The sequence below is a fragment of the Sphingomonas sp. LHG3443-2 genome (assembly GCF_049896405.1).
Lineage (GTDB): Bacteria > Pseudomonadota > Alphaproteobacteria > Sphingomonadales > Sphingomonadaceae > Sphingomicrobium.
On the sequence record NZ_JAFCUG010000001.1, the window covers coordinates 417,970 to 440,376 of the forward strand.

Annotated in this window: 20 protein-coding genes; 15 read left to right on the plus strand and 5 right to left on the minus strand. The window is 68.4% G+C overall.

Annotation, left to right across the window (positions count from 1 at the left end; translation table 11 throughout):
- Positions 1-99: 99 nt before the first annotated feature.
- Genes ACP69Z_RS02045 through ACP69Z_RS02055 form a run of 3 tightly spaced genes read left to right on the plus strand, consistent with a single transcriptional unit; the run spans position 100 to position 1,885 of the window.
- On the plus strand, positions 100-1,197 hold the full coding sequence (locus tag ACP69Z_RS02045; protein WP_426265887.1) for a flagellar basal body P-ring protein FlgI: 1,098 nt from the start codon (positions 100-102) through the stop codon (positions 1,195-1,197).
- Positions 1,194-1,472, plus strand: coding sequence for a rod-binding protein (locus ACP69Z_RS02050; RefSeq protein ID WP_426265888.1), 279 nt, complete (start codon positions 1,194-1,196; stop codon positions 1,470-1,472). Before ACP69Z_RS02045 ends, ACP69Z_RS02050 begins: the two co-directional genes overlap by 4 nt.
- Entirely contained in the window at positions 1,469-1,885 is a 417-nt protein-coding gene (locus ACP69Z_RS02055; protein ID WP_426265889.1) for a hypothetical protein, read from the plus strand. Before ACP69Z_RS02050 ends, ACP69Z_RS02055 begins: the two co-directional genes overlap by 4 nt.
- On the opposite strand, the gene ACP69Z_RS02060 is transcribed toward ACP69Z_RS02055, so the two are convergent.
- Together ACP69Z_RS02060 and ACP69Z_RS02065 are read right to left on the minus strand one after the other, a co-directional pair.
- Positions 1,882-2,286 (minus strand): flagellar basal body rod protein FlgB, encoded by a 405-nt coding sequence (locus ACP69Z_RS02060; RefSeq protein ID WP_426265890.1) that lies wholly within the window; start codon positions 2,284-2,286, stop codon positions 1,882-1,884. The two genes, ACP69Z_RS02055 and ACP69Z_RS02060, sit on opposite strands and share 4 nt — an antisense overlap.
- A gap of 5 nt (positions 2,287-2,291) precedes the next feature.
- Entirely contained in the window at positions 2,292-4,874 is a 2,583-nt protein-coding gene (locus tag ACP69Z_RS02065; RefSeq protein WP_426265891.1) for a hypothetical protein, read from the minus strand.
- 102 nt (positions 4,875-4,976) lie between these two features.
- Between ACP69Z_RS02065 and ACP69Z_RS02070 the strand changes: the two genes are divergently transcribed.
- The 8 genes from ACP69Z_RS02070 (at position 4,977) to ACP69Z_RS02105 (ending at position 14,640) form a co-directional block, all read left to right on the plus strand.
- Entirely contained in the window at positions 4,977-6,008 is a 1,032-nt protein-coding gene (locus ACP69Z_RS02070) for a flagellar motor switch protein FliG (protein WP_426265892.1), read from the plus strand.
- Positions 6,005-6,625: a FliH/SctL family protein gene (locus ACP69Z_RS02075; RefSeq protein WP_426265893.1), complete on the plus strand. Its 621-nt coding sequence runs from the start codon at positions 6,005-6,007 to the stop codon at positions 6,623-6,625. The genes ACP69Z_RS02070 and ACP69Z_RS02075 overlap by 4 nt, the downstream gene beginning before the upstream one ends.
- Positions 6,626-6,693: 68 nt before the next feature.
- Complete coding sequence (gene fliF, locus ACP69Z_RS02080) at positions 6,694-8,277, plus strand: flagellar basal-body MS-ring/collar protein FliF (RefSeq protein ID WP_426265894.1); 1,584 nt, start codon at positions 6,694-6,696, stop codon at positions 8,275-8,277.
- 8 nt (positions 8,278-8,285) lie between these two features.
- Positions 8,286-8,654, plus strand: coding sequence for a FliM/FliN family flagellar motor switch protein (locus tag ACP69Z_RS02085; RefSeq protein WP_426265895.1), 369 nt, complete (start codon positions 8,286-8,288; stop codon positions 8,652-8,654).
- Entirely contained in the window at positions 8,651-9,907 is a 1,257-nt protein-coding gene (locus ACP69Z_RS02090) for a sigma-54-dependent transcriptional regulator (RefSeq protein WP_426265896.1), read from the plus strand. The genes ACP69Z_RS02085 and ACP69Z_RS02090 overlap by 4 nt, the downstream gene beginning before the upstream one ends.
- A 3-nt stretch (positions 9,908-9,910) precedes the next feature.
- The gene (gene flhA / locus ACP69Z_RS02095; protein WP_426265897.1) at positions 9,911-12,007 is read left to right on the plus strand and encodes a flagellar biosynthesis protein FlhA; all 2,097 of its coding nucleotides are present in this window, start codon (positions 9,911-9,913) and stop codon (positions 12,005-12,007) included.
- 1,057 nt (positions 12,008-13,064) lie between these two features.
- Positions 13,065-13,961 (plus strand): flagellar hook-length control protein FliK, encoded by an 897-nt coding sequence (locus tag ACP69Z_RS02100; RefSeq protein WP_426265898.1) that lies wholly within the window; start codon positions 13,065-13,067, stop codon positions 13,959-13,961.
- Between the two features lie 19 nt (positions 13,962-13,980).
- Positions 13,981-14,640, plus strand: coding sequence for a flagellar hook assembly protein FlgD (locus ACP69Z_RS02105; RefSeq protein WP_426265899.1), 660 nt, complete (start codon positions 13,981-13,983; stop codon positions 14,638-14,640).
- Here ACP69Z_RS02105 and ACP69Z_RS02110 read toward each other — a convergent pair.
- Together ACP69Z_RS02110 and uvrB are read right to left on the minus strand one after the other, a co-directional pair.
- On the minus strand, positions 14,637-14,999 hold the full coding sequence (locus ACP69Z_RS02110; RefSeq protein WP_426265900.1) for a hypothetical protein: 363 nt from the start codon (positions 14,997-14,999) through the stop codon (positions 14,637-14,639). The two genes, ACP69Z_RS02105 and ACP69Z_RS02110, sit on opposite strands and share 4 nt — an antisense overlap.
- The gene (gene uvrB / locus ACP69Z_RS02115; RefSeq protein WP_426265901.1) at positions 14,996-17,197 is read right to left on the minus strand and encodes an excinuclease ABC subunit UvrB; all 2,202 of its coding nucleotides are present in this window, start codon (positions 17,195-17,197) and stop codon (positions 14,996-14,998) included. The genes ACP69Z_RS02110 and uvrB overlap by 4 nt, the downstream gene beginning before the upstream one ends.
- A 105-nt stretch (positions 17,198-17,302) precedes the next feature.
- On the opposite strand from uvrB, the gene ACP69Z_RS02120 reads away from it, so the two are divergent.
- Genes ACP69Z_RS02120 through ACP69Z_RS02135 form a run of 4 tightly spaced genes read left to right on the plus strand, consistent with a single transcriptional unit; the run spans position 17,303 to position 20,522 of the window.
- Positions 17,303-18,202 carry a hypothetical protein gene (locus tag ACP69Z_RS02120; RefSeq protein WP_426265902.1) on the plus strand — a complete coding sequence of 300 codons (900 nt, stop codon included), beginning with the start codon at positions 17,303-17,305 and terminating at the stop codon, positions 18,200-18,202.
- Between the two features lies 1 nt (position 18,203).
- Positions 18,204-18,617 carry a DUF1801 domain-containing protein gene (locus ACP69Z_RS02125; RefSeq protein ID WP_426265903.1) on the plus strand — a complete coding sequence of 138 codons (414 nt, stop codon included), beginning with the start codon at positions 18,204-18,206 and terminating at the stop codon, positions 18,615-18,617.
- Positions 18,618-18,672: 55 nt separating this feature from the next.
- On the plus strand, positions 18,673-20,193 hold the full coding sequence (locus ACP69Z_RS02130) for an ArnT family glycosyltransferase (RefSeq protein WP_426265904.1): 1,521 nt from the start codon (positions 18,673-18,675) through the stop codon (positions 20,191-20,193).
- A 47-nt stretch (positions 20,194-20,240) separates the two neighbouring features.
- The gene (locus ACP69Z_RS02135) at positions 20,241-20,522 is read left to right on the plus strand and encodes an HNH endonuclease (RefSeq protein ID WP_426265905.1); all 282 of its coding nucleotides are present in this window, start codon (positions 20,241-20,243) and stop codon (positions 20,520-20,522) included.
- On the opposite strand, the gene ACP69Z_RS02140 is transcribed toward ACP69Z_RS02135, so the two are convergent.
- Positions 20,519-22,291 carry an ATP-binding protein gene (locus tag ACP69Z_RS02140; protein ID WP_426265906.1) on the minus strand — a complete coding sequence of 591 codons (1,773 nt, stop codon included), beginning with the start codon at positions 22,289-22,291 and terminating at the stop codon, positions 20,519-20,521. The genes ACP69Z_RS02135 and ACP69Z_RS02140 overlap by 4 nt on opposite strands.
- Between the last annotated feature and the right edge of the window lie 116 nt (positions 22,292-22,407).

The following is a 22,407-nucleotide window of genomic DNA, read 5'->3' on the forward strand; positions in this document are numbered from 1 at the left end:
GGCCAATTCTCCATCGGTGGGGAGAACCCGCAGGCTCCCATAGCCCTCTATATAGAGGGACAAGGCCCGCTTCCGGGCGGCAAACCCCGAGCAGGTGCCATGCGCTTCCTTTGTCATTTCCTTGTCGCGCTGGCTGCCAGCGCTCTTGGCCCGCTCCAGGCCGAAGCAGCACCGCGGATCAAGGACATCGTCAGCGTCGAGAATGTCCGGCCCAACCAGCTGGTCGGCTACGGCCTGGTGGTTGGCCTCGACGGCACCGGCGACCGCCTGCGCAACTCGCCCTTCACCGAGGAAACCTTGTCCTCGATGCTCGAGCGTCTCGGCGTCGCGACCCGCGGCCAGGCGCTGCAATCGAAGAACGTGGCGGCGGTGACCATCACCGCGACCCTCCCGCCCTTCGCCCGGGCAGGCTCGCCGATCGACGTCCAGGTCTCCGCTATCGGCGACGCATCCAGCCTCCAGGGCGGCACCCTCCTCGCCTCTCCCCTGCGCGGCCTCGACGGGCAGACCTACGCCATGGCGCAAGGCCAGGTCGCGGTCAGCGGGTTCAAGGCGCAAGGCGCGGCGGCGCAGGTCAATCGCGGCGTGCTGACCTCGGCCCGCATCGCCGGCGGCGCCATTGTCGAGCGCGAGGTCGCCTTCGCCCTGCGCGACGCCGGGCGCCTTCGCCTTGCCCTCCGCAATCCCGATTTCACCACCGCCCGCGCGATCGCTGCCACCATCGCCGAGCGCTTTCCCGGCGCCGCCCGCGTGCTCGATCCCGCGACAGTGGAACTGACCGGCAGCACCGCCACCCCGCTCATCGACCTCTACACCGAAGTCGAGAACCTTCAGGTCGCCGTCGACCAGCCCGCCCGCATCGTCATCAACGAAGCCTCGGGAACCGTGGTCATGAGCGCCGACGTCACCATCAGCCCGGTCGCGGTGGCGCAAGGCGGCCTTACCATCAGCGTCAGCGAAGCGCCCGAGGTCAGCCAGCCCGCGCCCTTGTCCCCCGGCCAGACCACCGTCGTCCCGCGCACCGCGGTGCAGGTCGACGATGGCAGCGGCGCGAGCCTTGCCGAAGTGCGCGGTGCCAGCCTCGGCCAGCTGGTCGCCAGCTTGAACGCCCTCGGCGTGTCCCCGCGCGACCTCATCACCATCCTCCAGGCAATCAAATCCGCCGGCGCCCTCCAGGCCGAGATCGAGGTGCAATGACCGACCCTATCGCTTCCACCCCCGCCACGCCGGACCCCCGAGCCGCGCACCGCGCGGCGGCTGCCCGCGACTTCGAAGCGGTGTTCGCCGGCCAGATCGCCAAGCTGATGCTCGAACAGGTCGAGATCGACGGCAGCTTCGGCGGCGGCCACGGCGAAGAGCTGTTCCGCGGCATGATGGCCGAAGAAGTCGGACGCGGCATTGCCAAATCGGGCCAGCTCGGCCTCGCGCCGACGGTCCTCGCCGCCCTCCAGCGCATGGAGAAAGGCGAATGAGCGACGACCTCACCCCATTGATGCAGTCGCTGTCGGACCTGATGGACGAAGAGACCGTCCTTCTCCGCGGCGGTACCTGGCCCCCGCAGAACGAAGCGCTGGCCGACGCCAAGATCCGCCTCACCGGCGCGCTCGAAGCGACGCTCGCCGAACGCGACCGCACCAACCCGGCTTGGCTCGACGCGGTGCCGGCCGATAGCCCGCTAGGCCTCGCGATCGATCGCCTGCGCCGCTCGGCGCTCGACAATGCGACCTTGCTGTCGCGGCAGATCGAGCTGTCGCAGGAATTGTTGGCGGAAATTGCGCGGGAAGCGGGGCGGATCGGCGGCCAGCGCCAGCAAACCTATCAGCGCGGTGGACAGATCCGTCAGCGCAGCGGACCGACGCCCGTCACGCTCAACACCAGGCTTTAGCCGCCCCGGCCGCCAAGCGCGGTCTTCAGCAAGCCCATTTGCTTCCGATACAGGCTGGTCAGCGTCGCATAATCCGCCTGCACCTCGCCCATTGCCAGCAGCTGCTGCTCGAGCGTGACGTTATTCCCGTCGGGCTTGGTTTCGGTGATCGTTCTGTCGACCACGCCGCGCTCAGCTCCGCGCTTGCCGGCACCAAGCTCCGCCATGCGCGAAGTGACCTGGACCATCGGCCGCTGCGGACCTCCGCTGCGGCCGTTCACCAGCGCGCCGAAGTCCGGCTCGCGCAGCGTCCGCGCCTTGAAGCCGGGCGTATCGGCATTGGCGATATTGCTGGCGATCACCTCGCTGCGCGCACCGAGATGGCGCATCGCGGCGGTGATTCCGTTCAGCAGATTGGCCATGATCGTCAGCCTCCCATGCGCTTCAGCGCGTCGGTATAGCGGGCGAGTTGCCCGGCGAGATAAGGCGATACCGACCCCGCCTTGCGCCCGCCCTCGGCCAGTGCGGCCTTGGTGTCGTCCCAATACAGCGAGCGGAACCCCGCGCGCACGGTCGCAATCGCATTGTCGAGCTTTTCGAGCGCTTGTTTGGCCGACCCCTTGTCGGCGACGCTGAGGCCGTCCGACAGTTCCAGCCCGTAATGCCCGCCGGGCTTCACGCGGGGTGCCTTGGCGTCGAACAGCGGCGCCGCGATCAGGCTGCCGGGCGCAAGATCGAGCTTGGCGAGCGCGTCCCGCCCATTCGGGCCGGGCAGAAGGTCGATCCGCTGCCCCGCCGCCGGCTCGATCCGGATTTGCGGCGCACCGCCCGAGCGGGTGATCGTGACCTTGCCCGCGCTGCGCCCGATGAGGCGCTGCAAGCGCTCGGCAAAGGAGGCGGCGGTCTCGCCTTCCTCGATCACGACTGCCTTGGCGGACTGCTTGTTGAGGCGGATCTGGAACCGGTCGCCAGGATTAAGCCCGGTCACGTCGGTGAGCGACGCGCTCTGCGACGGATTGATCGTCCCTTCGCTGAAGCCAAGGCGATGCACCGCGCTGTCGCCGCTGGCCGCGACGCTCACGGTCACCGCACCGCTGCGCTGGCCGACCTGGCCCCATTGGCGGACCTGCTCGACAGCGCCGCTCGCGGCATCGATCCGCGCCACGAAGGCATCGGTAAGCCCGGTCCGCGCGCCGCCGAGATCGCCCGTGGTGCGCCCGGCCGCGACCAGCGTAACGCCGTCGAACGCAAGCTGATCGATCCGGTCGTCGCCGGCGCTGGCCAGATCGACCCAGCGCGTCGCGCCCGCGTCGATCAACGCCACCGCCGCATCGCTTCCCCGCCGCCCGCCGACCGCAACCGTACCGTCTGCCGCGATCGCGAAGGCTGACGCCATGACGCCGCTAAGCCGCTCGGTCGTCGGCGCCGCGGCGGGATCGCCCCCGGCAAAGCGGCTCACCACCGCATCCTCGCCCGACTGGTGCAGCAGCAGGAGGTCACCGTTCGGTGCCGTCGCCATCCCGCGCAGATTGCGGATGTCGGTCCCAAGGCTGACCCGCTCGCCGACCTTGCCGCTTGCGCCCACACGAACCAGGCTGACCGCCCCGTCCGCCGCCTTGCTGGCCAGCATCGTCGAGCCATCGCCGAGCACCGCCATGCCGGCGAAATCCTGATCGCCAAGCTGACGCACGCCGCTTTGCACCTTTTCTTCGCCATCCGCGCCGAAGCGCGCGAACATGAGGTCGCGGTCGCCGCCGGTCGGCGTCACCGTCCCACCGACCACCACGTCGCCATCGGCTGCGATCGCCACCGACAGCCCGCTCGCGGCACCGGCGGTGCCGAGCCCACGCTGCCACAAGGTCTGGCCACGGCTGTCGAGCTTCATCAAGACCAGCTCGTCCTCGCCGTCGGACACCAGCGAGCCCATTGTTCCGCGGCTTGTCCCAATCGCATAGCTTCCGCCATCGGGTGCAGCCACGGTCGCGGCGATGGTCAGCGGCGCCAGCACCGGCACGGTGTCCAGCCCCTTGGTCGTCGGCGGCGGCTGCAAGGCGGTCGCTTCGCGGTCGATCGCTGTCAGCTTGGTCAGCGCCGCGCGGTCCAGCGTCGCGCCGGTCAGGCGCGACAAGGCGACCGGCACGCCGACCCCCGCGTCGCTGCCCTGCGGCACGCCCACCAGCAGCGCCGGCGCGGCGCCCTCGTCATGCAGCGCAACCTGCTCGATCCCGCCGCTGCGTAGCTCCAATCCCCAGCCGCCGCCCTCGTGACGAACCACCGCGAACCGGCTCTCGTAACGTGGCGCCACGCTGCCATCGGCCGCCAACACGGGCGCTCCATCGGCTCCGACCCTCGGCAACGACGCCAGCGCCGTGTTGAAGGCGGCGGCAATGCCGTCGAGCTTGGGCGGCTGCGGCACTGTGGAAAGATCGACGCTCAACGCGTCGCTGGCACCCGGCCGGCTGACCCGCAGCGTGAAGCGCTCGGTGCCGGTCAGGCCCGCCAGTGCCTCGTCTCGCGTCTTGGCAGCGACGCTCCCGCGCACATCGTCGGCGGGTGCGTCCGGCAGCGCGATACTCTCGGCTTTTCGCGCCGCCTTGCCGAACGACAGGGTCAGCTGGTCGCTCGGCGCGGCGGCCATCCAGCGCTCGACTTCGGCGAGCCCGGCCTTGAATCTCTTCTGCAGAGCGGCGCCGTCTGCCGTGCCCCTCGCACCAGCGTCGGCCAAGGCCTTCAGCCGCTCCAGGGCCTTGTAGGCCATGAAGGCGGTCGACACGTCGGCCGGCCGGCCGGCGCCATCGGCGGCGTCGATCAGCGCTGCCCGCCGCATCACCGCCGAGACGTTCGGCGCCGGCCGGCCCTGGCTCCACAGCGGGACCACTGGTTTTGCGGTGAATTGCGCCTTGGCGAGCCGCACCGCACGGCTTTCCGCGGGCGTGAACGTGGACACACCGGCAAAGCGCGTGCCGGTCAGCAGCGACAGTCCCGCAAGGCTGTTGTCGAGGCTCGTCATTCTTCTCGTCGCGGCGGACCGCTTTCTCCCCTTTCTCCTATGATAGAGGGAAAGGAGCCGCCGCGTGCCGACCAGCCCACTTCTTAACCCAAGCACCCGCGCATGAGCGCCACCGCCGTGGCCGAACCGCCCGAGCTGAAGAAGCTCAGCGGACCGCAACGCGCCGCCGCCCTGCTACTGGTGCTCGGCCGCGATCATGGCGGGCCGATCTGGGAATCGCTGTCGACCGAAGAGGTCAAGGAACTGTCCTCGGCCATGTCGCAGCTCGGCCGCGTTCCCGCCGCGGTCGCCGACCACCTGCTGGTCCGCTTCTCGGGCGAAGTGTCCAGCATGGCCTCGCTGCACGGCTCCTTCGAAACCACCGAACGGCTGCTTGGCGATCTCCTGCCCGCCGACCGCGTCAAGGAAGTGATGGAGGACATCCGCGGTCCCTCCGGCCGGACCATGTGGGACAAGCTCAGCAACGTCGGCGAAGGCCTGCTCGCGGGTTATCTCAAGAACGAGCATCCGCAGACGGTCGCGGTGATCCTCGCCAAGCTGCGGCCCGATCACAGCGCCCGCGTGCTGAGCGAACTCTCACGCGAGTTCGCGGTCGAAGTGATCACCCGCATGCTGCGGATGGACACGGTCCAGAAGGACGTCCTTCAGGAAGTCGAACGAACGCTCAAGACCGAGTTCATGAGCAACATCGCTCGTAGCCAGCGCCGCGATCCGCATGAAACCATGGCCGACCTCTTCAACGCGATGGACCGCTCGACCGAGGAAGCGATGCTCTCCGCACTCGAGCAATCCGCCCCCGAAAGCGCCGAGCGCATCCGCAGCCTGATGTTCACGTTCGAAGACCTGACCAAGCTGCTGCCCCCGGCCATCGCCGCCGTGGTCAAGGCCGCCGACAAGAAGGTCATGGCGCTGGCGCTGAAGGGCGCTTCGGAAGAGCAGCGTGCCGTCTTCCTCGCCGCCATGACCGAGCGCGCCGGCAACCTCCTCAAGGAAGAGATCGCCGGCATGGGCCCCGTCCGCGCCCGCGACTGCGAAGACGCGCAATCGGTCCTCGTCCGCCTCGCCAAGAATCTCGCCGACCAGGGCCAGATCATGCTGGTCGATCCCAAAAGCGACGATGCGGTGATCGTATGAGCTTCGTCCAACCCTTCGCCTTCGCGGCCGAGTTCCACGACGGCGACTTCGGCCCGGTCACCCTTGCCAGCCTCGAGCTCGAGGTCGCGGAGCTTCATCACAAGCTTGCGCAGGCGCATGAACGCGGCCTCCGCCAAGGGCGCGAGGAAGCGCTTGCCACCCTTCGCGCCGAGCGTGACACCGCGCTTGCCAGCGCGGCCGAGGCGCTGACGGTTGTCCTCGCCAGCCTGGACGCGCGCTTCGCAACCACCGAACGGCAGGTCGCGCGACTTGGCGCCGAATTGGCGCTCGACCTTGCCGATCAGCTTGCCGGCACGGCGCTGGAACGGGATCCCGTCTCCCCCATCGAAGCGATGATCGGCCGCGCGCTTGAGCAAGTTCGCCGCGGCTGCCCGCTCCGCGTCCGGGTTGCGCCCGGTCTCGTCAGCGCGGTGGAAGGCCTTGTCCAGCAACGGCAGGACCGCGACCGCCGCCGCCTCAAGATCACCGTTCTCGCTGACGACAGCATCATCGACGGCGATGCCCGGATCGAATGGGACGAAGGCGCCCTGCTGCTCGACCGCGCCGGCCGCCGCGCCGCCATGGAAGCGGAGATCGCGGCCTCGCTCGCCGCCTGAACGGGCCTCCCCGGCAATATTTGCCGCCTCCCGGCAAGAAGTGCCGCACTGCCTCCTAAGATGATCGGGTGCGTAGCCTGATCGACAAAATTGGAGCCGGCAAACTGGCGTTGATGGGAGCGGTGGCCGCGGCCCTGCTGATCGGCCTCGCCTTTCTCGCCATGCCCGGAAGCGGCGGCCCGATGGGCTATCTCTTCACCGATCTCGAGCCCGCGCAGGCCCAGGCCATCGCCGACAAGCTCCAGGGCCAGGGCGTCGCTTTCCAGCTGTCGCCCGACGGCACCGCCGTGCTCGCTCCCCAGGACAAGCTCGCCGAGCTGCGCATGAGCCTTGCCGGCGACCGGCTGGGCGGCAAGATCGGCTACGAAGTGCTCGACGGCGAGCAGCCTTTTGGCACCTCGGCCTCGCGCGCCCGCCTCAACGAAACCCGCGCCATCGAAGGCGAACTCGTCCGCTCGATCCAGAGCCTCGACCTCGTCAGCAAGGCGCGGGTCCACATCGTCATGCCCGAACGCCCCTTGTTCGCCACCGAAGCCCGCCGCGCCACGGCATCGGTCACGGTCAAGACCACCGGCCGCCTCGGCAACGAGCAGGTGCAGGCGATCCGCTCGCTGGTCGCCAGCGCCGTGCCCGACCTCTCTCCAGACGCCGTGGCCGTAGTCGACCAGACCGGCGCCCTCCTCGCCCGCTCGGGCGAAAGCGGTGCTGCTGGAGCGTCCGGCGCCGACGAGCGTCAGGCCGAGGTCGAGGGCCGCCTCCGCCAGCAGATCGAAAGCTTGCTCGAACCCATCGTCGGCGTCGGCAAGGTCCGCGCCGAAGTCGCCGCCGTGGTCGACCGCGACCAGACCCGCGAGGAAGCCTCGGTGGTCGATCCCGACAAGCAGGCGATCGCCCACCAGGTCACCGTCGAAAGCGGCGAAAAGAACGACGAGCAAGGCGCCCCGTCCGCCCCCGCCTCCGTCTCCTCGCAGTTGCCCGACGCCGGCACAGCCCCAGCGACCCCCGGCGACCGCCGCCAGGGCGAGCAGAACGAGACCAGCGAGGACACCACCTACGAAAACAGCCGCACCACCACCGTCAAGGTCAAGAACCCGGGCGAAGTGCGCCGCCTCACCGTCGCGGTGATGGTCGATCCCGGCACCACCGGCCTCCCCGCGCCGCAGGTCGCCCGCCTTCAGCGGCTGGTCGAGAATGCGGTCGGCTTCGACAGCGAGCGCGGCGACAGCGTGGTGGTCGAAGCGATGAAGTTCAGCGCCGTCGACCTTGCCGAACAAAACGAAAGCTTCCTCGACAAGCTGCCGACCGAGCAGCTGTTCTCGATCCTCAAGCTGATCATCCTGTGCGTCGTCGCGCTGCTGGTGCTGCGCAGCCTGAAGCCCTTGCTCGAACAGCGCCTGGCCGGCGCCGTCCCAGTTCCCGCCCTCGCCGGGCCGGGTGCCGGCAGCGCGCCCGCCACCCTTGTTCCGGCCGCGGACGGCCAGCCCGCCCTCGCCCAGGCGCCTGCCGCCGACCGCCTGCTGCTCGATCAGGAAATCGCGCTCGCCGAAGTCGACGGCAAGCTGAAGGCCAGCGCGCTGAAGCGGGTCGGCGATGCGGTCGGCACCAGCCCTCATGAGGCCACGGCCGTGATCCGCCAGTGGATGACCCAATAGGATTTGCGATGATGAGCGAAGCGCCTGACGATTTTCCGCTGCCGGGCGACGGCCTCGACCTTCCGGACCTCGGGTCCGGATTCGACAATTTGCCGGTGCCCCACCCTGCGCCGCCGGTCGCCAATGGCCCGCGCGCCTCGCTCGCGCCGCTGGCCGAGGTGCCGGTCACGGTCGAAGCCGTGCTGGGCGGCTGCACGCTGACCGTTGACGAGCTGCTCGGCCTTGGCGCGGGCAGCGTGATCGAAGTCGACCGCCGGGTCGGCGATCCGATCGACCTGATGGTCGGCGGCCGCCTGCTCGCGCGCGGCGAACTGGTGCTGATCGACGGCGCGCTCGGCCTTACCCTGACCGAGCTCGTCCGCCGCGAGGACGCGTGAGCCAACTGCGGCTGATCCTGCTTGGCGGCGAGCGCCAGGAGATTCGCCTCGCTGCGCGCCTCGCGGCCGAAAGCGGTGCACAGGTGCGCCTCGCCGACTCGTCCGCCGAAGCCCTGCTGTTCGCCCGCACCCACGGCGCCGACCTGCTGATGGCCGAGCTGTCGAGCGATGTTCCCGCCCTGATCGCCGCCCTCCGCAACGAGCGGATCGCGGTGCCGGTGCTTGCCTGCGGCGTCGACGCGCCTGCAACCCGAGCCGTTGCCGCGGTTCGCGCCGGCGCGATCGACTACCTCCCCCTTCCTCCCTCGCGCGAGCTGATTGCGGCCGCCTTGCTCGCCATCGGGCACCGTCCCACTCGGCTCGTCGGCGCGCATCCCGCCTGGTGCGAGGTGGTCAGCCGCGGCGAACGCCTTGCCCGCTCGCGCATGCCGCTGCTGATCGTCGGCGCACCCGGCACCGGCAAGCAGGCGCTCGCCCGTCACCTCCACAACGTGTCCGGCCTCACCGGCCCGATCGTCCTGTTCGACGCCGCCGAACACGCGGTGACCGCCGAGCAGCTGCACTCCGAACTGTTCGGCCACTGCGCGGGCGCTTTCGACGGCGCGGTCGCCGACCGCCCCGGCAAGCTCGGCGAAGCGGCTGGAGGTACCCTCCTCGTCCGGCACGTCGATCGCCTCGCGGCCGATCTGCAGGACCAATTGGCGGCCACACTGCCGGCAGCGGGCGCGCGCCTCGTCGCCACTGCCTCCAGCACCGCCGCCCTCACTCCGCTGCTGGCCGAGCGCATCGGCGTCGCAACGCTCACCCTCCCGTCGCTTGCGCGGCGTGGCACCGACCTCCTGCTGCTCGCCCGGCGCTTTGCCGACCGGGCCGCCGCGGAGGAGCAGCGCCCCGCGCCCCGCTTCACTGCCGAGGCCCTCGCCGCGCTGCAGGCTCAGGATTGGGCCGGCAATGTCGCCGAGCTCGAGCAAGTCCTCCACCGTGCGCTGCTGCTGGCGCCGGGCGGTGTGATCGACGCGGCCGAAATCCTCCCCGAAGCCGCACCAAGCCCGCCCCCCGACGACCTCAGCGTCACCCCTTTGGTCGGCCGCTCGCTCGAACAGGTCGAGCGCGCGCTCATCCTCGGCACCCTGTCGCGCTGCGGCGGCAATCGGACCAGCGCGTCCGCCATCCTCGGCATCTCGGTCCGCACCATGCGCAACAAGCTGCGCGAGATGCGCGCCGACGGCCTCGCGGTCGCGCCGGCGGCCTGACCCATGACGCCCCTGCTCACCTTCTTCCGCAAGCTCGAAGACGCCCGCGACCTCGCGCTCGCCGGGGGAATCATCGCCATCATCGCGATGCTGATCCTGCCGCTGCCGCCCTTGCTGCTCGACATGGGCCTCAGCCTCTCGATCACCCTGTCGATCCTGATCCTGATGGCCGCCCTGTTCATCGAAAAGCCGCTCGACCTCTCGGCCTTTCCGACCATCCTGCTGGTCTCGACCATGCTGCGGCTCGGCCTCAACATCGCCTCCACCCGCCTGATCCTCGGCCACGGCCACGAAGGCCCGGACGCGGCGGGCGGGGTGATTGCGGCATTCGGCGAGTTCCTGATCGGCGGCGACCTCCTGCTCGGGATCACCATCTTCCTCATCCTGGTGGTGGTGAACTTCGTCGTCATCACCAAGGGCGCCGGCCGGATCGCCGAAGTCGCCGCCCGCTTCAGCCTCGACTCCATGCCGGGCAAGCAGATGGCGATCGACGCCGACCTTTCCGCCGGCCTGATCGACGAAGCCGACGCCAAGCGCCGCCGCCGCGAGGTCGAGGATGAAAGCAACTTCTACGGCGCGATGGATGGTGCGTCGAAGTTCGTGAAAGGCGACGCCATCGCGGGCCTGCTGATCACCGCGATCAACATCCTCGTCGGCCTCGTCTCCGGCGTGGCTGTCCACGGCATGGCGCTCGGCGACGCGGCGCACGCCTACACCATTCTGACGGTCGGCGACGGGCTCGTCAGCCAGGTCCCCGCCCTGATCGTCTCCACCGCCGCGGGTCTCTTGGTCAGCAAAGGTGGGATGCAAGGCAAGGCTGGAAGCGCGTTGTCGGCCCAGCTTGGCAAGAGCCCGCGTGCCTTTGGCATGGCCGCCGCGCTGATGGGGGCGCTGGCGCTCTTGCCCGGTATGCCGATGGCGCCCTTCGGTCTTCTCGCAGCGGCCTGCGGCGGCCTCGCCTGGGCGATCCGCCGCGGGGCCGAGCGCGCCGTTGCCGAAAGCGCCGCCGCCCACGCCGCCGAACAAGCCGCGCTACCGGTCGAGGAAGAACCGATCGGCCGCACCCTCGCCATCGACGCGGTGCGGATCGAGCTTGGCTACGGCCTCCTGCCGATCATCAACGACGGCTCCAGCGAACCCCGCCTCGACGACCAGGTCCGCGCGCTCCGCCGCCAGTTCGCCAGCGACTACGGCTTCGTCCTCCCCTCGGTCCGCATCACCGACAACCTGCTGCTGAAAGCCAACGAATACACCGTCTTCATCAAGGAATCGGAGGTCGCCCGCGGCGAGCTTCGCCTCGACAAACTGCTCGTGATCAACCCCGCCGGCGGCCCCGCGGGCCTAGCTGGCGAACCCACCACCGAACCGGTGTTCGGCCTCCCCGCCCTATGGATCGAACGAGCGCTGCGCGACGAAGCGGGCCTGCGCGGCCTGACGGTGGTCGATTGCGGGACCGTCATCGCCACCCACCTCACCGAGCTCGTCCGCGACAACATCGCCGACATGCTTAGCTACCTTGAAGTCGCCAAGCTCCTGAACGAAGTCCACCGCGACTGCGAGAAACTGGTCGCCGAGTTGGTCCCGAACCGGATCACCATCTCCGGCATCCAGCGCGTCCTCCAGAACCTGCTCAGCGAAAGCATTTCCATCCGCGATCTTCCCACTATTCTCGAAGGCATGGTCGAAGCGCTGGGCGTCACCGCCAACCTGGCGCAAGTCACCGAGCAGGTCCGCGCCCGCCTCGCCCGCCAGATCTGCGTCGCCAATGCCCGCGACGGGGCGATCCCGGTGGTCACGCTCAGCCCCGAATGGGACGCCGCCTTTTCGGAAGCCATCGTCGGCGAAGGCGACCACCGTCAGCTCGCCATGGCGCCGAGCCGCCTGCAGGACTTCATCGCGGCGCTGCGCTCGACCTGGGACCGGCTGGCGCAAGCAGGCGAGATCCCCTGCCTGCTGGTCAGCCCGTCGCTTCGCCCGTTCGTCCGCTCGATCATCGAACGCGTTCGTCCGGCGACGGTGGTGCTGAGCCAGAACGAGATCCACGCCCGCGCGCGAATTCGTTCGCTTGGGACCGTGGGCGGGATGGCGGCGCTACAATAGGACCATGAACCTCACAGCGCTGAGCGGCCCGGAGCCCACCATTGGCTCCGGCATCCTTCCCGCCGCCGCCGGCGAAGGACCGCCGTTCACGCTCCCGCTCGCGTTCCCTTCTGCGCCTGCGCCGCTGGCAGATGGCGGCGCGAAGCCGTGGCGCACCGCCGTGCCAACGCTCGCGGCCACCTTGCATAGCGATGCGTCGGGGCTGCCGCTCTCTGGGCAGCTGGATGGCGGTGCTGCTGCCCGAGCCGTCGTGTGCCTCCCGCTTCCAGCCGAATCCGATGTGGTTGCCGCAACCGAGGGCGACAAGGATCCGCTTCCTCTTCCGACCGAAGCGACAAGCGAGCAGCCCGTCGTCGCCAAAGCCAACGCGGACAAACAGCCTACCAGTTCGAAGCACAGTCTGGATTGGCATGGCGAGAGATCGACGATCGACCCGAAGGCGCCGCCACCATCACTCCCGCCGCGCGCGAGTGACATTGCCCAGTCGCTTCACGGCGCGCGCACCAAGCCCGCACTGGCCGCCAAGCCCTCCGCGCTTCCCTCGGAGACCACTCGCGAGCCGAGCGATCCAGCACCACCCGCCGCCGTGGCGCCTGCAATCACTCACGCCGCACCGCCGCCACCCCCAAATGTCGTAATCGATGTCACCGCACAGAGACACGACGACGCTTCCCCTTCAGCGGGCGATCCTGAAGACCAAGTCACTGAGCCGCCGGTCGGTGATGATCGGCTAACTCCCCCCAGCTCCTCGGGCGAGCTCGATTCAGGCCTCACGCCCAAGGCTGCCACCTTCGGCCCCGCGGTTGCGCCGCGAGCCGGCGGGCTATCCGGCAACCCACCTGGCGAGCGTCCGCCCTCGATTGATCGATCGCCTTCCGCTCCAATCACGCTTGCCACCGCACTCACTTCAGCTGCGCCGCATCGCCTCGAAGCCGCGCGACCCTCCTCGGGCAGAGAGGGCAAGCGTCCTGCACTGGACACGCAAACCGACCAGCCGGACAATGCCGCACCATCGCCGCAGCTAGAATTCCCGTCAGTGACGAACACCGCGTCCGCTGTGTCGCCTCCCCTTGCGATGACGCCCGCCGCACCGCCGCCGGCAGCCACCGCTGGGCTCAGCGCACCACCGAAAGCAACAGCAACGAGCGCATCTGCAGCAGGGACCGAAGCGCCCGGCCCAGGCCGCGCTCACAAAACGCCGCCGGCTTCCCCTCGCGCGGCCGAGCGGCGCAGCGCCTCCGCCGAGCGCCTCGCGGAACCCGCTACGGCCTCACCCGCCGACCCAGCGGCGCCCCCCTCGTCCGACAGCAAGGCCCCGGCAAACAGCGCAACGCCGCTGGTCGACGCGTCGGCCGCACCTGCGCCTCAATCGCCTTCCGCTGCTTCCCCCACGCCGCCTCTCGCACCGCAAGCCGCTGCGCCTCGCGAAGCCCCAGCGCCAGCCGAACCGCAACCCACGCCGCGCCTCCATGTCGCCTCGCCGCGCTTTGCGGAAGAGGTCGGGATCGCCATCGCACGGCGTCCCGGCGGGCTCGCCTCGGGGGACGAGTTGGTCCTCCAGATCGAGCCCGCCAACATGGGCCGGGTCCGGGTCGAGCTGCGCTTCGCTCCCGGCGGTGCCTTGGAAGCAGTGGTCAGTGCCGACCAGCCCCACGTCCTCGACCAGCTTCGCGCAAACGGTGCCGACCTCCACCGCAGCCTGATCGAAGCCGGTGGCCGCGCCGACATCGCCCCGCCTCGCTTCGAAGCGCGGGCGGACAGCAGCCTTGGCCTCCCCTCCCAAGGCGGCCAGACCCACTCGGGCGGGAACGGCCAACCTGGCCAGCAGGGAGGCCATGGCCAGCAGGGCAGCCGCGCCGCGCTCCCTTACCCATTTGATCCCGCCACGACTCCGGCCGCCACACAGCACTTCCGTTCAACGGCGGTGACCGGCCGCCTCGATCTTCTCGCCTGACCCTCAGGAGCCCAGCCGCATGACCGCCATCTCCAAACCGACCGAAGCCAGCACCGCTGCCACCCCGCCCACCGGGCTGTTCGGCAAGGCGGGCGGCGACTTCGACCTGTTCCTGAAGCTGCTCACCACGCAGATGCAGAACCAGGATCCGCTCGATCCGATGGACACGGCCCAATACACCCAGCAGCTGGTCCAATATTCGCAGGTCGAACAGTCGATCCAGCAGACCGGCGTGCTGCGCAACATGCTCGACAAGATGTCCGGCGATGACCTCACCAGCGCCGGCCAACTGATCGGCAAGACCGCCGAATTCGACAGCTCGATCGCCGGTCTTTCGGCCACGACCCCTGCGGAATGGCGCTGGACCTTCGCCGGCAAGCCAAGCACCGTCGAGGCCGAGATCCTTGACAGCAGCGGCAAGGTGGTGGCGACGCCCAAGGTGCCGGTGGACGGCAGCGGCACCCTCCAGTGGGATGGCCTGCTCGCCTCGGGCGTACGCGCTCCGGAAGGCGCCTACAGTCTCAAGCTGATTGCGAAAACGACCGACGGTAGCGAGCTTGCCTCAACCCTCACCAGCATCGGCAAGGTACAGGAAGTGGTCAGCCGCGGAGGCGAACTGTGGGCCGGCCTCGGCGGCGCCGCGCTACCGCTCGTCAAGCTGACGCGGATCGCCGCCTAGCGCCGGTTCGTCAGAAGCAGCGTAACCAGCATCGCCAGCAAGGTCGACACAAGGCAGGCCGCCCAGCCCAGCAGCACCGCCATGCTCGCTCCGCCGCCGGCATAAGGCTGGCGTTCGACATAGATGACATAGCCCCAGCCCATCACCAGCGGTGCGGCGATGACGGCGACGGCGAGCGTGGACACCGCGTTCCGCGCGGCCAGCACCCGGAACGGAAGAAAGGTCGGCAGAAAGATCAGCGGCACTTGCCCCAAGACGAGAAGCGCCAGATTGTCATAAAGACCGGCAAGGACGATGACCGCTATGGTCACGACGAGGGCGAAGCCGGCGCCGAGCCACAGCAGGCGCCTCCGGCTCACCGCCTCGCGCGCTTGTTCATGCGCATCTGCTGCTGCTTGCCGAACCGCGTCTTGCGGGTGCCGGGCTTGCCCTCGGTCGAATGGCCGACGCGGGGCGCCGCGCGTTGGTGGTCGGGAATGCCGAGTTCGTCCTCTTCCAGCTTGCGGATTTCGTCGCGCAGCCGCGCGGCTTCCTCGAACTCGAGGTCGGCCGCGGCCTTGCGCATCCGCTCTTCGAGATCGCTGATGTAAGCGCGAAGATTATGGCCGACGAGATGCGGCGTGTCTGGATCACCGGTGTCGACCACTACCCCGTCGCGGGTCGAGACATGGGCGATGATGTCGCTGATCTGGCGCTTGATCGTCTCGGGCGTGATGCCATGCTCGCGGTTGTAGGCCTCCTGCCGCTCGCGCCGCCGATTGGTTTCGTTGAGCGCGCGCTCCATCGAACCGGTCACGCTGTCGGCATAAAGGATCACCCGGCCGTCGACGTTGCGCGCCGCGCGGCCGATGGTCTGGATCAGGCTGGTCTCCGACCGCAGAAACCCTTCTTTGTCCGCATCGAGGATCGCGACCAGCCCGCATTCGGGAATGTCGAGGCCTTCGCGCAGCAGGTTGATGCCGACCAGCACGTCATACACGCCCAGCCGCAGATCGCGGATCAGCTCGATACGCTCCAGCGTCTCGACGTCCGAGTGCATGTAGCGGACCTTGAGCCCCGCTTCGTGCAGATATTCGGTGAGGTCCTCTGCCATCCGCTTGGTCAGCGTGGTGACCAACGTGCGATAGCCGTTCTTGGCGGTCTTGCGGGCCTCGTTGACCAGATCGTCGACCTGATCCTCGACCGGCTTGATCTCCACCGGCGGGTCGATCAGGCCGGTGGGGCGGATCACCTGCTCGGAGAAGACGCCGCCGGTCTCGGTCATTTCCCACGGCCCTGGCGTCGCCGACACGAACACCGACTGCGGGCGCATCGCGTCCCATTCGTTGAAGCGCAGCGGCCGGTTGTCGATGCAGCTCGGCAGGCGGAAGCCATATTCGGCCAGCGTGATCTTCCGCCGGTGGTCGCCCCGTGCCATCGCGCCGATCTGCGGCACCGTCTGGTGGCTTTCGTCGACGAACAACAGCGCGTTGTCGGGCAGATATTCGAACAAGGTCGGCGGCGGTTCGCCCGGCAGGCGCCCGGTCAGGAAGCGCGAGTAATTCTCGATCCCCGCGCAGCTGCCGGTCGCCGCGATCATTTCGAGGTCGAAGTTGGTCCGTTGCTCCAGGCGCTGCGCCTCGAGATAGCGGCCTTCCGCATTCAGCTCCTTCAGCCGCTCCTCCAGCTCGTGCCGGATCGCGCCCGCCGCCTGCTTCATCGTCGGCCCGGGCGTCACATAGTGGCTGTTGGCGTAGACCTTGATCGACGGCAGGCTGCCGACCTTCTTGCCGGTGAGCGGATCGAACTCGACGATGTCCTCGATTTCGTCACCGAAGAAGGAAATGCGCCACGCACTATCCTCATAGTGCGAGGGAAACACTTCCAGACTGTCGCCGCGCACCCGGAAATTGCCGCGCGCGAAGGCGGCGTCGTTGCGCTTGTATTGCAGCGCGACCAGCTTGCGGATCGTCTCGCGCTGATCGACCAGCTCGCCTTTCTTGAGACTGAACGTCATCGCCGAATAGGTCTCGACCGAGCCGATACCGTAAAGACACGACACCGACGCAACGATGATCACGTCGTCGCGCTCCAGCAGCGACCGGGTGGCGCTGTGCCGCATCCGGTCAATCGCCTCGTTTACGCTCGACTCCTTTTCGACGTAGGTGTCGGTACGCGGCACATAGGCTTCGGGCTGGTAATAGTCGTAATAGCTGACGAAATACTCGACCGCATTGTCGGGAAAGAAGCTCTTGAACTCGCCATAGAGCTGCGCCGCGAGGATCTTGTTCGGCGCCAGGATCAGTGCCGGGCGCTGCGTCTGCTGGATGATCTGCGCCATGGTGAAGGTCTTGCCCGAGCCGGTGACGCCAAGCAGCACCTGGCTTTTTTCCTCGCCTTCCTTGATCCCTTCGACCAGCTCGCGGATCGCGGTCGGCTGATCGCCGGCGGGCTCGTATTCGCTCTTCAGCATGAACGGCCGCCCGCCTTCCGCCTTGTCGGGTCGGGCCGGCCGGTGAGGCACGAACTCGGCGCCGGTTTCGGGCTCGGCGAGGGTCGTGCGGATCTGGATTTCCATGGGAGAACATATGGGGGCTGAGCTGTCTCCTCGCAATCGAGCGGAACCCGATTGTCGGCGGCGCGATCCGGTGCGAAGCTGAGCCGTCAGGGGAGATTCGCTTTGATGCGCACGAGCTGGCTTGCCGCAAACAGCGTTCCACTCGCAGGCACCGCGGCCGTGCTGTGCGGGCTCTTGTTTCTGTTCCTGACGGGCGCCCCGCCGCGGCTGCTGCTCATCAACCTCGTGGCGCTCGGCGCCGGCATCGCACTGCTCGCCATCGTCCGGCTGCTTCCGGTGCCGGCGGTGCGGCCATTGCTGCTGCTTGGCTCGGCCGCCGCCTTGGTCGCTACCGCCTTGTTCGGATCGGCAGCGGAAGGCGCGACGCGCTGGGTAGTGGTCGGCGGCCTCTCGCTTCAGCCAAGCCTGATCCTGCTTCCCACGCTGCTCCTCGCTCACGTCGCAAAACCCGACCGCTGGAGCAGCGTCGCGGTCGCCCTTGCAGCGCTGGCAATGGCGCTGCAGCCCGATCGCTCGCTGGCGGCCGCCCTGGTCGCCGTGACCCTGATCGACGCCGCCTTCCGCCGAACGCCGGCCGCTTGGGCGACCAGCGCGGTTCCGCTGCTTGCGCTCGCCGTGACGATCGTCCGACCGGACAACCTCCCGGCGGTCGCGCACGTCGACCTGATCCTGTGGACCTCCTTCGCCGATCAGCCGCTTGCCGCCCTCGCCGTCTGGACCGGCACCTTGCTGCTGTTCGTGCCTGCCTTCGTCCTGTGGCGCCGCGGAATGGCAGCCGAAGCCGTCTGCTTCACCGCGCTGTGGGCCACCCTTGTGCTGAGCGCGTTCCTCCACAACTACCCGACGCCGCTGGTCGGCTACAGCGCGAGCTGCATCCTCGGCTACCTGCTGACCGCGCTCGCATTGCCCGCCCTGCGGCCTAGCGGCGTCAGGCAAGCGCGTGCGGCCCGGCCGTCCGACCCGGCAACGCCCGGCACCTGGCGCGTCTCCGCCGCGGCCCGCTGACATGGCCGAGAACAAGACCAAGCCCACCGGCGCCGACGTCACCGCCTGGCTCGACGCGCTGGATCACCCCACCCGCCGCGCAGACGGTCACGCCCTACGCGCGCTGTTCGAACGCATCTCGGGCGAACCGGCGTACATGTGGGGGCCGTCGATCATCGGCTTTGGCACCACTCATTACCGCACCGACGGTGGCCGCGAAGGCGACATGCCGCGCATCGCGTTCAGCCCGCGCAAGGCCAATCTGGTCCTCTATCTCAGCCACTACGACGGCTACGACGTCGACCTTGCGCGGCTCGGCAAGCACAAGACGAGCAAGGCCTGCCTGTACGTGACCAAGCTTGCCGACGTGGACTTGGGCGTGCTCGAAACCCTGGTCCGCAAATCCTGGGAATGCGGCGGCGACGCCTGCGCCTGACCGCCCGTGGGGCGGTGAGACTTTCGCAACAGAATGTCGCTACCACCACTTAATCGTGCTGCAGTTGTCCTCCACCCACGCGTTGCATGACCGCCAAGCCGCCTGGCCAGCCGCCATAAGCTGGCGAGCCTGGTCGGCCCTGTTCCTGTGCCTCGCCGCCTTGTTCCTCTTCGGTGACGGGCTTGCCGCCCCGCTCGCGCTGAAAGACGAATCGCGCAACGCCAACAATGCGCTGGACATGGCACTGAGCGGGTTCAGCCTCGTCACCACTTACGACTTCCGCCCCGATCTGTGGAACACCAAACCGCCCCTCGTCATCTGGCTGATGAGCGGCAGCCTGCGCCTGTTCGGCCTCAACGAATGGGCGCTAAGGCTCCCCTCGTCGCTGGCAGCGATGGGGACGCTCGCCCTGACCTTGTGGTTCGTGCGCAAGGTCACGGGCTCCAAAGGAGTCGCGCTGGGCAGCGCCATCCTGCTGCTCCTCAGCCCCGGTTTCTTCGGCGAACATGGCGCGCGAACCGGAGACTTCGACGCCGTGCTGCTGCTGTTCGTCACCGGCGGCCTGCAGCTTCTCTATCTCGCCCTGCTGAAGCGGCGGCCGCCCTGGTCGCTGCTGCTCGCCGCCGGCAGCCTGATCGCGCTCGGCGCGCTGTCGAAAAGCGTCGCCGCCTTCATTCCCGTCACCGGAACCCTGCTCTTCATCCTGGTGGCCGGCCGCCTCCGCCCGGTGCTCGCCTGCTGGCCGCGCTACGCGCTGGCGTTCGTCGCCGCGCTCGGGCCCCTGCTCGCCTTCTACGCGGCGCGGGAATGGCTTGGCCCCGGCTACCTGTCGGCGATCGTCCAGAACGACATGACCGGCCGCTTCGGCGAACTCACCGACGTCGAAGCAACCCCGCCAACCTACTACCTCCAGCATCTCGTCACCGGATGGTTCTTCGCCGGGCCATTGCTGCTCCTGGTCCCGCTCGGACTGAGGAAGCTTGGGGTACGGGAGCGGACCCTGGCGCTCTACGCCAGCAGCGTCGTGATCGGTGCGCTCGCCATCTACAGCGCCGCCGCGACTCGCGCGATGCAATATGCCCTGCCGCTGTTCCCGTGGCTGGCCATGCTGGTGGCGATCGCGCTGAAGCGCCTGGCTCGCACCTTCGTCACCGGGCCGTGGTCGAACGGCCAGCGTCTCGTCCCCCTGGCCCTCGGCTGCGCGCTCTGCCTGCTTGGCACGCAACTGACGGCGCGGGCGATGTGGTGGCGCTTTGAGATGTTCCCGGCCCGGCAATCAGGAGCGCAGGCGTCCTACGGCGATCTCTTCGCCTCGCTCGCGAGCCGCGGCGTGACCGAAGTGACGGTGATCGATCCGGGCTTCGGCCGCCGCGAGGAACGCGGCTATGCGCCGCTGATCCGCTGGCACACGCTGGTGTGGGCGCGCAAAGGTTTCACCGCGACGCACCTCTTGTCAGAGCCCGCCACTCCCGCAGGCCTGCTCGCCAGCTGTGAGCCGAGCGTCACCGACCGGTGGCAAGACCGTGGAGTGGAACGGATCGGCCTGTGCGCCGTCCGCTGGCCCGCGCGGCACTGAGCAGCGGATCACGCATCCATCGCTCCGGCTTGTGTGTTGCAGCGACCGTGATCGACGAACCCACCTGCTGGCTGTGCGGCCGCCCGCTCGGCCGCCGTGTCGAGCAGCATCACCCGGTGCCCAAGTCGCGCGGCGGCCGGGAAACACGGCCGGTACACCCGATCTGCCACCGCGCCTTGCACGCCACCTTCACCAACAAGGAGCTGGAGAAAGCCGGTGACGACCCGGCTGCTCTCGCGGCCAATCCGGAGCTTGCCCGCTTTCTCGCGTGGATCGCCGGCAAGCCCGCCGACTTCCATGCCCCGACCCGGCGGCGAAAAAGCGCCTAGGCTTCGGCCGCGCCGTAATCCGACATGCGCCGACGCGCATCGCCCTGCTGCGCGCGGTTGTTGAGCGACTGGCGCACCCGGTCGAGCAGCTCGGACCGGCGATACGGCTTGCCCAGCACATCCTTGTGCGGCCGGTCGGGGCCCGCGATCACCAGTTCCTCATTGTAACCGGTGGTCAGCAGGATGCCGATTTCGGAATCGATCTCGCGCACCTTGTCGGCCAGCATCAGCCCGTTGATCCCGCCCGGCATGACAAGGTCGGTGAACAGCAGGTCGAATGTCCCTGGCGGCATCTTTTCAAAGATGCGCAGCGCGATCTCGCCGCTCTCGGCGGTGGTGACCCGGTAGCCCGCCGCGCCAAGGATCTCGACCGCGAGCTCCAGTACTTCGGCGCTGTCCTCGACCACCAGCAGATGCTCGGACTGGTCCGCGCGGCTTTCGGCCAGCGGCACCTGATGCATCAGCGGACGCTCGCCCTGCTCGTCTTCTTCTTCGCGTGTCACCGGGAACAGGAAGCGCATGGTCGCGCCCTTGCCTGGTTCACTCTCGATCTCGAGCCGGCCGCGCGATTGCTGCACGAAGCCCGATGCCATGGCGAGCCCAAGGCCCGTGCCCTTGCCCTGCGTCTTGGTGGTGAAGAACGGCTCGGTCGCGCGCTCGATCACCTCGGGCGTCATGCCTTCGCCCTCGTCCTTGACCTCCAGCGCGACATAATCGCCCGCGGGCAACTGGCGCGCGGCGCTGTCGCCGTTGAGATGAACCTGGCTCGTCGACAAGGTGACGAGCCCGCCGCCCGGCATCGCGTCACGCGCATTCATCAGGACGTTCAAGAGCGCCATTTCCAGCTGCTCACCATCTACCATCACCCGCGGCAAGCGGCGGCGCAGGTTGAGCTGCAGCTGCACCTGAGACCCAAGCGAGCTTTCGATCACGTCGACGAAATTGCCGACCAACTGGCTGAGGTCGGTCGGCTTGGGCGTCAGCCGGGTCTTGCGCGCGAACGCCAGCAGCTGCCGCGTCAGCTTGGCACCGCGATCGGCGGCCGACCGGGCATTGTCGATATATCGCTTGGCTCGGTCACCATCGACGCAGGAACCCAGCAGCTCGAGATTGCCGTTCACCACCTGCAGGAGATTGTTGAAATCATGCGCAAGGCCAGCCGTCAGCTGGCCGATCGACTCCATCTTCTGCGCCTGGCGGAAGCTCTGCTCCGAATTGCGGCGGCGGGTGACGTCGAGCTGGCTGGCGAACTGATAGGCAAGCTTGCCTTCCTGGTCGAACACCGGGCCAATGAAGACCGCGTTCCAGAACGGGGTGCCGTCGCGTTTGTAGTTGAGGATCTCGAGCGCAATCGAGCCGCCCGTGTTGACCGTCTCGCGCAACGCCGCGACTGCCTCGCGGTCGGTGTTGGCGCCCTGCAGAAACCGGCAGTTGCGGCCGATCACCTCGCCTTCCTCGTACCCCGTAAGGTCGAGGAACGCCTTGTTGGCGAACACAATCGGATTGTCGTTCTGATTGGGATCCGTCAGGATCATCGGCATCCGCGTCATCTCGATCGCAGCAAAGAAGACGTTGCCGCGTTCGTTCAGGCCAGGATGGCTGATGACGCTTTCGCGCCAATGGTTCATGCCCGCGCTGTTGCCGAAGGTCTCGTCGCCGTTGGGGCTATCGAGCTTGCCTTCGGCTGGTCGACCGCGGCTCTGCCCATCACCCTCGACGTCGGTGGCGGCCGTTGGATCAGCCTCGGTTTGCCGAATCTCAGTGCTCACTACGCGTCTACTTCTCCATTAAGTTGCGGAGCCATACCGAAAATGATGACCAATGCCAGACTCCGGCGCCTGCCCTCCGGTTCCGGTGGCGGTTGCGTCCCGAACCGGCGCAGCTA

What these genes read in the sequence shown, in the direction of transcription:
- ACP69Z_RS02045 (WP_426265887.1), top strand. Translation starts at nt 100, where the DNA reads ATGCGCTTCCTTTGTCATTTCCTTGTCGCGCTGGCTGCCAGCGCTCTT.
- ACP69Z_RS02050 (WP_426265888.1), top strand. Translation starts at nt 1,194, where the DNA reads ATGACCGACCCTATCGCTTCCACCCCCGCCACGCCGGACCCCCGAGCC.
- ACP69Z_RS02055 (WP_426265889.1), top strand. Translation starts at nt 1,469, where the DNA reads ATGAGCGACGACCTCACCCCATTGATGCAGTCGCTGTCGGACCTGATG.
- ACP69Z_RS02060 (WP_426265890.1), bottom strand. Translation starts at nt 2,286, where the DNA reads ATGGCCAATCTGCTGAACGGAATCACCGCCGCGATGCGCCATCTCGGT.
- ACP69Z_RS02065 (WP_426265891.1), bottom strand. Translation starts at nt 4,874, where the DNA reads ATGACGAGCCTCGACAACAGCCTTGCGGGACTGTCGCTGCTGACCGGC.
- ACP69Z_RS02070 (WP_426265892.1), top strand. Translation starts at nt 4,977, where the DNA reads ATGAGCGCCACCGCCGTGGCCGAACCGCCCGAGCTGAAGAAGCTCAGC.
- ACP69Z_RS02075 (WP_426265893.1), top strand. Translation starts at nt 6,005, where the DNA reads ATGAGCTTCGTCCAACCCTTCGCCTTCGCGGCCGAGTTCCACGACGGC.
- ACP69Z_RS02085 (WP_426265895.1), top strand. Translation starts at nt 8,286, where the DNA reads ATGATGAGCGAAGCGCCTGACGATTTTCCGCTGCCGGGCGACGGCCTC.
- flhA (WP_426265897.1), top strand. Translation starts at nt 9,911, where the DNA reads ATGACGCCCCTGCTCACCTTCTTCCGCAAGCTCGAAGACGCCCGCGAC.
- ACP69Z_RS02105 (WP_426265899.1), top strand. Translation starts at nt 13,981, where the DNA reads ATGACCGCCATCTCCAAACCGACCGAAGCCAGCACCGCTGCCACCCCG.
- uvrB (WP_426265901.1), bottom strand. Translation starts at nt 17,197, where the DNA reads ATGGAAATCCAGATCCGCACGACCCTCGCCGAGCCCGAAACCGGCGCC.
- ACP69Z_RS02120 (WP_426265902.1), top strand. Translation starts at nt 17,303, where the DNA reads ATGCGCACGAGCTGGCTTGCCGCAAACAGCGTTCCACTCGCAGGCACC.
- ACP69Z_RS02125 (WP_426265903.1), top strand. Translation starts at nt 18,204, where the DNA reads ATGGCCGAGAACAAGACCAAGCCCACCGGCGCCGACGTCACCGCCTGG.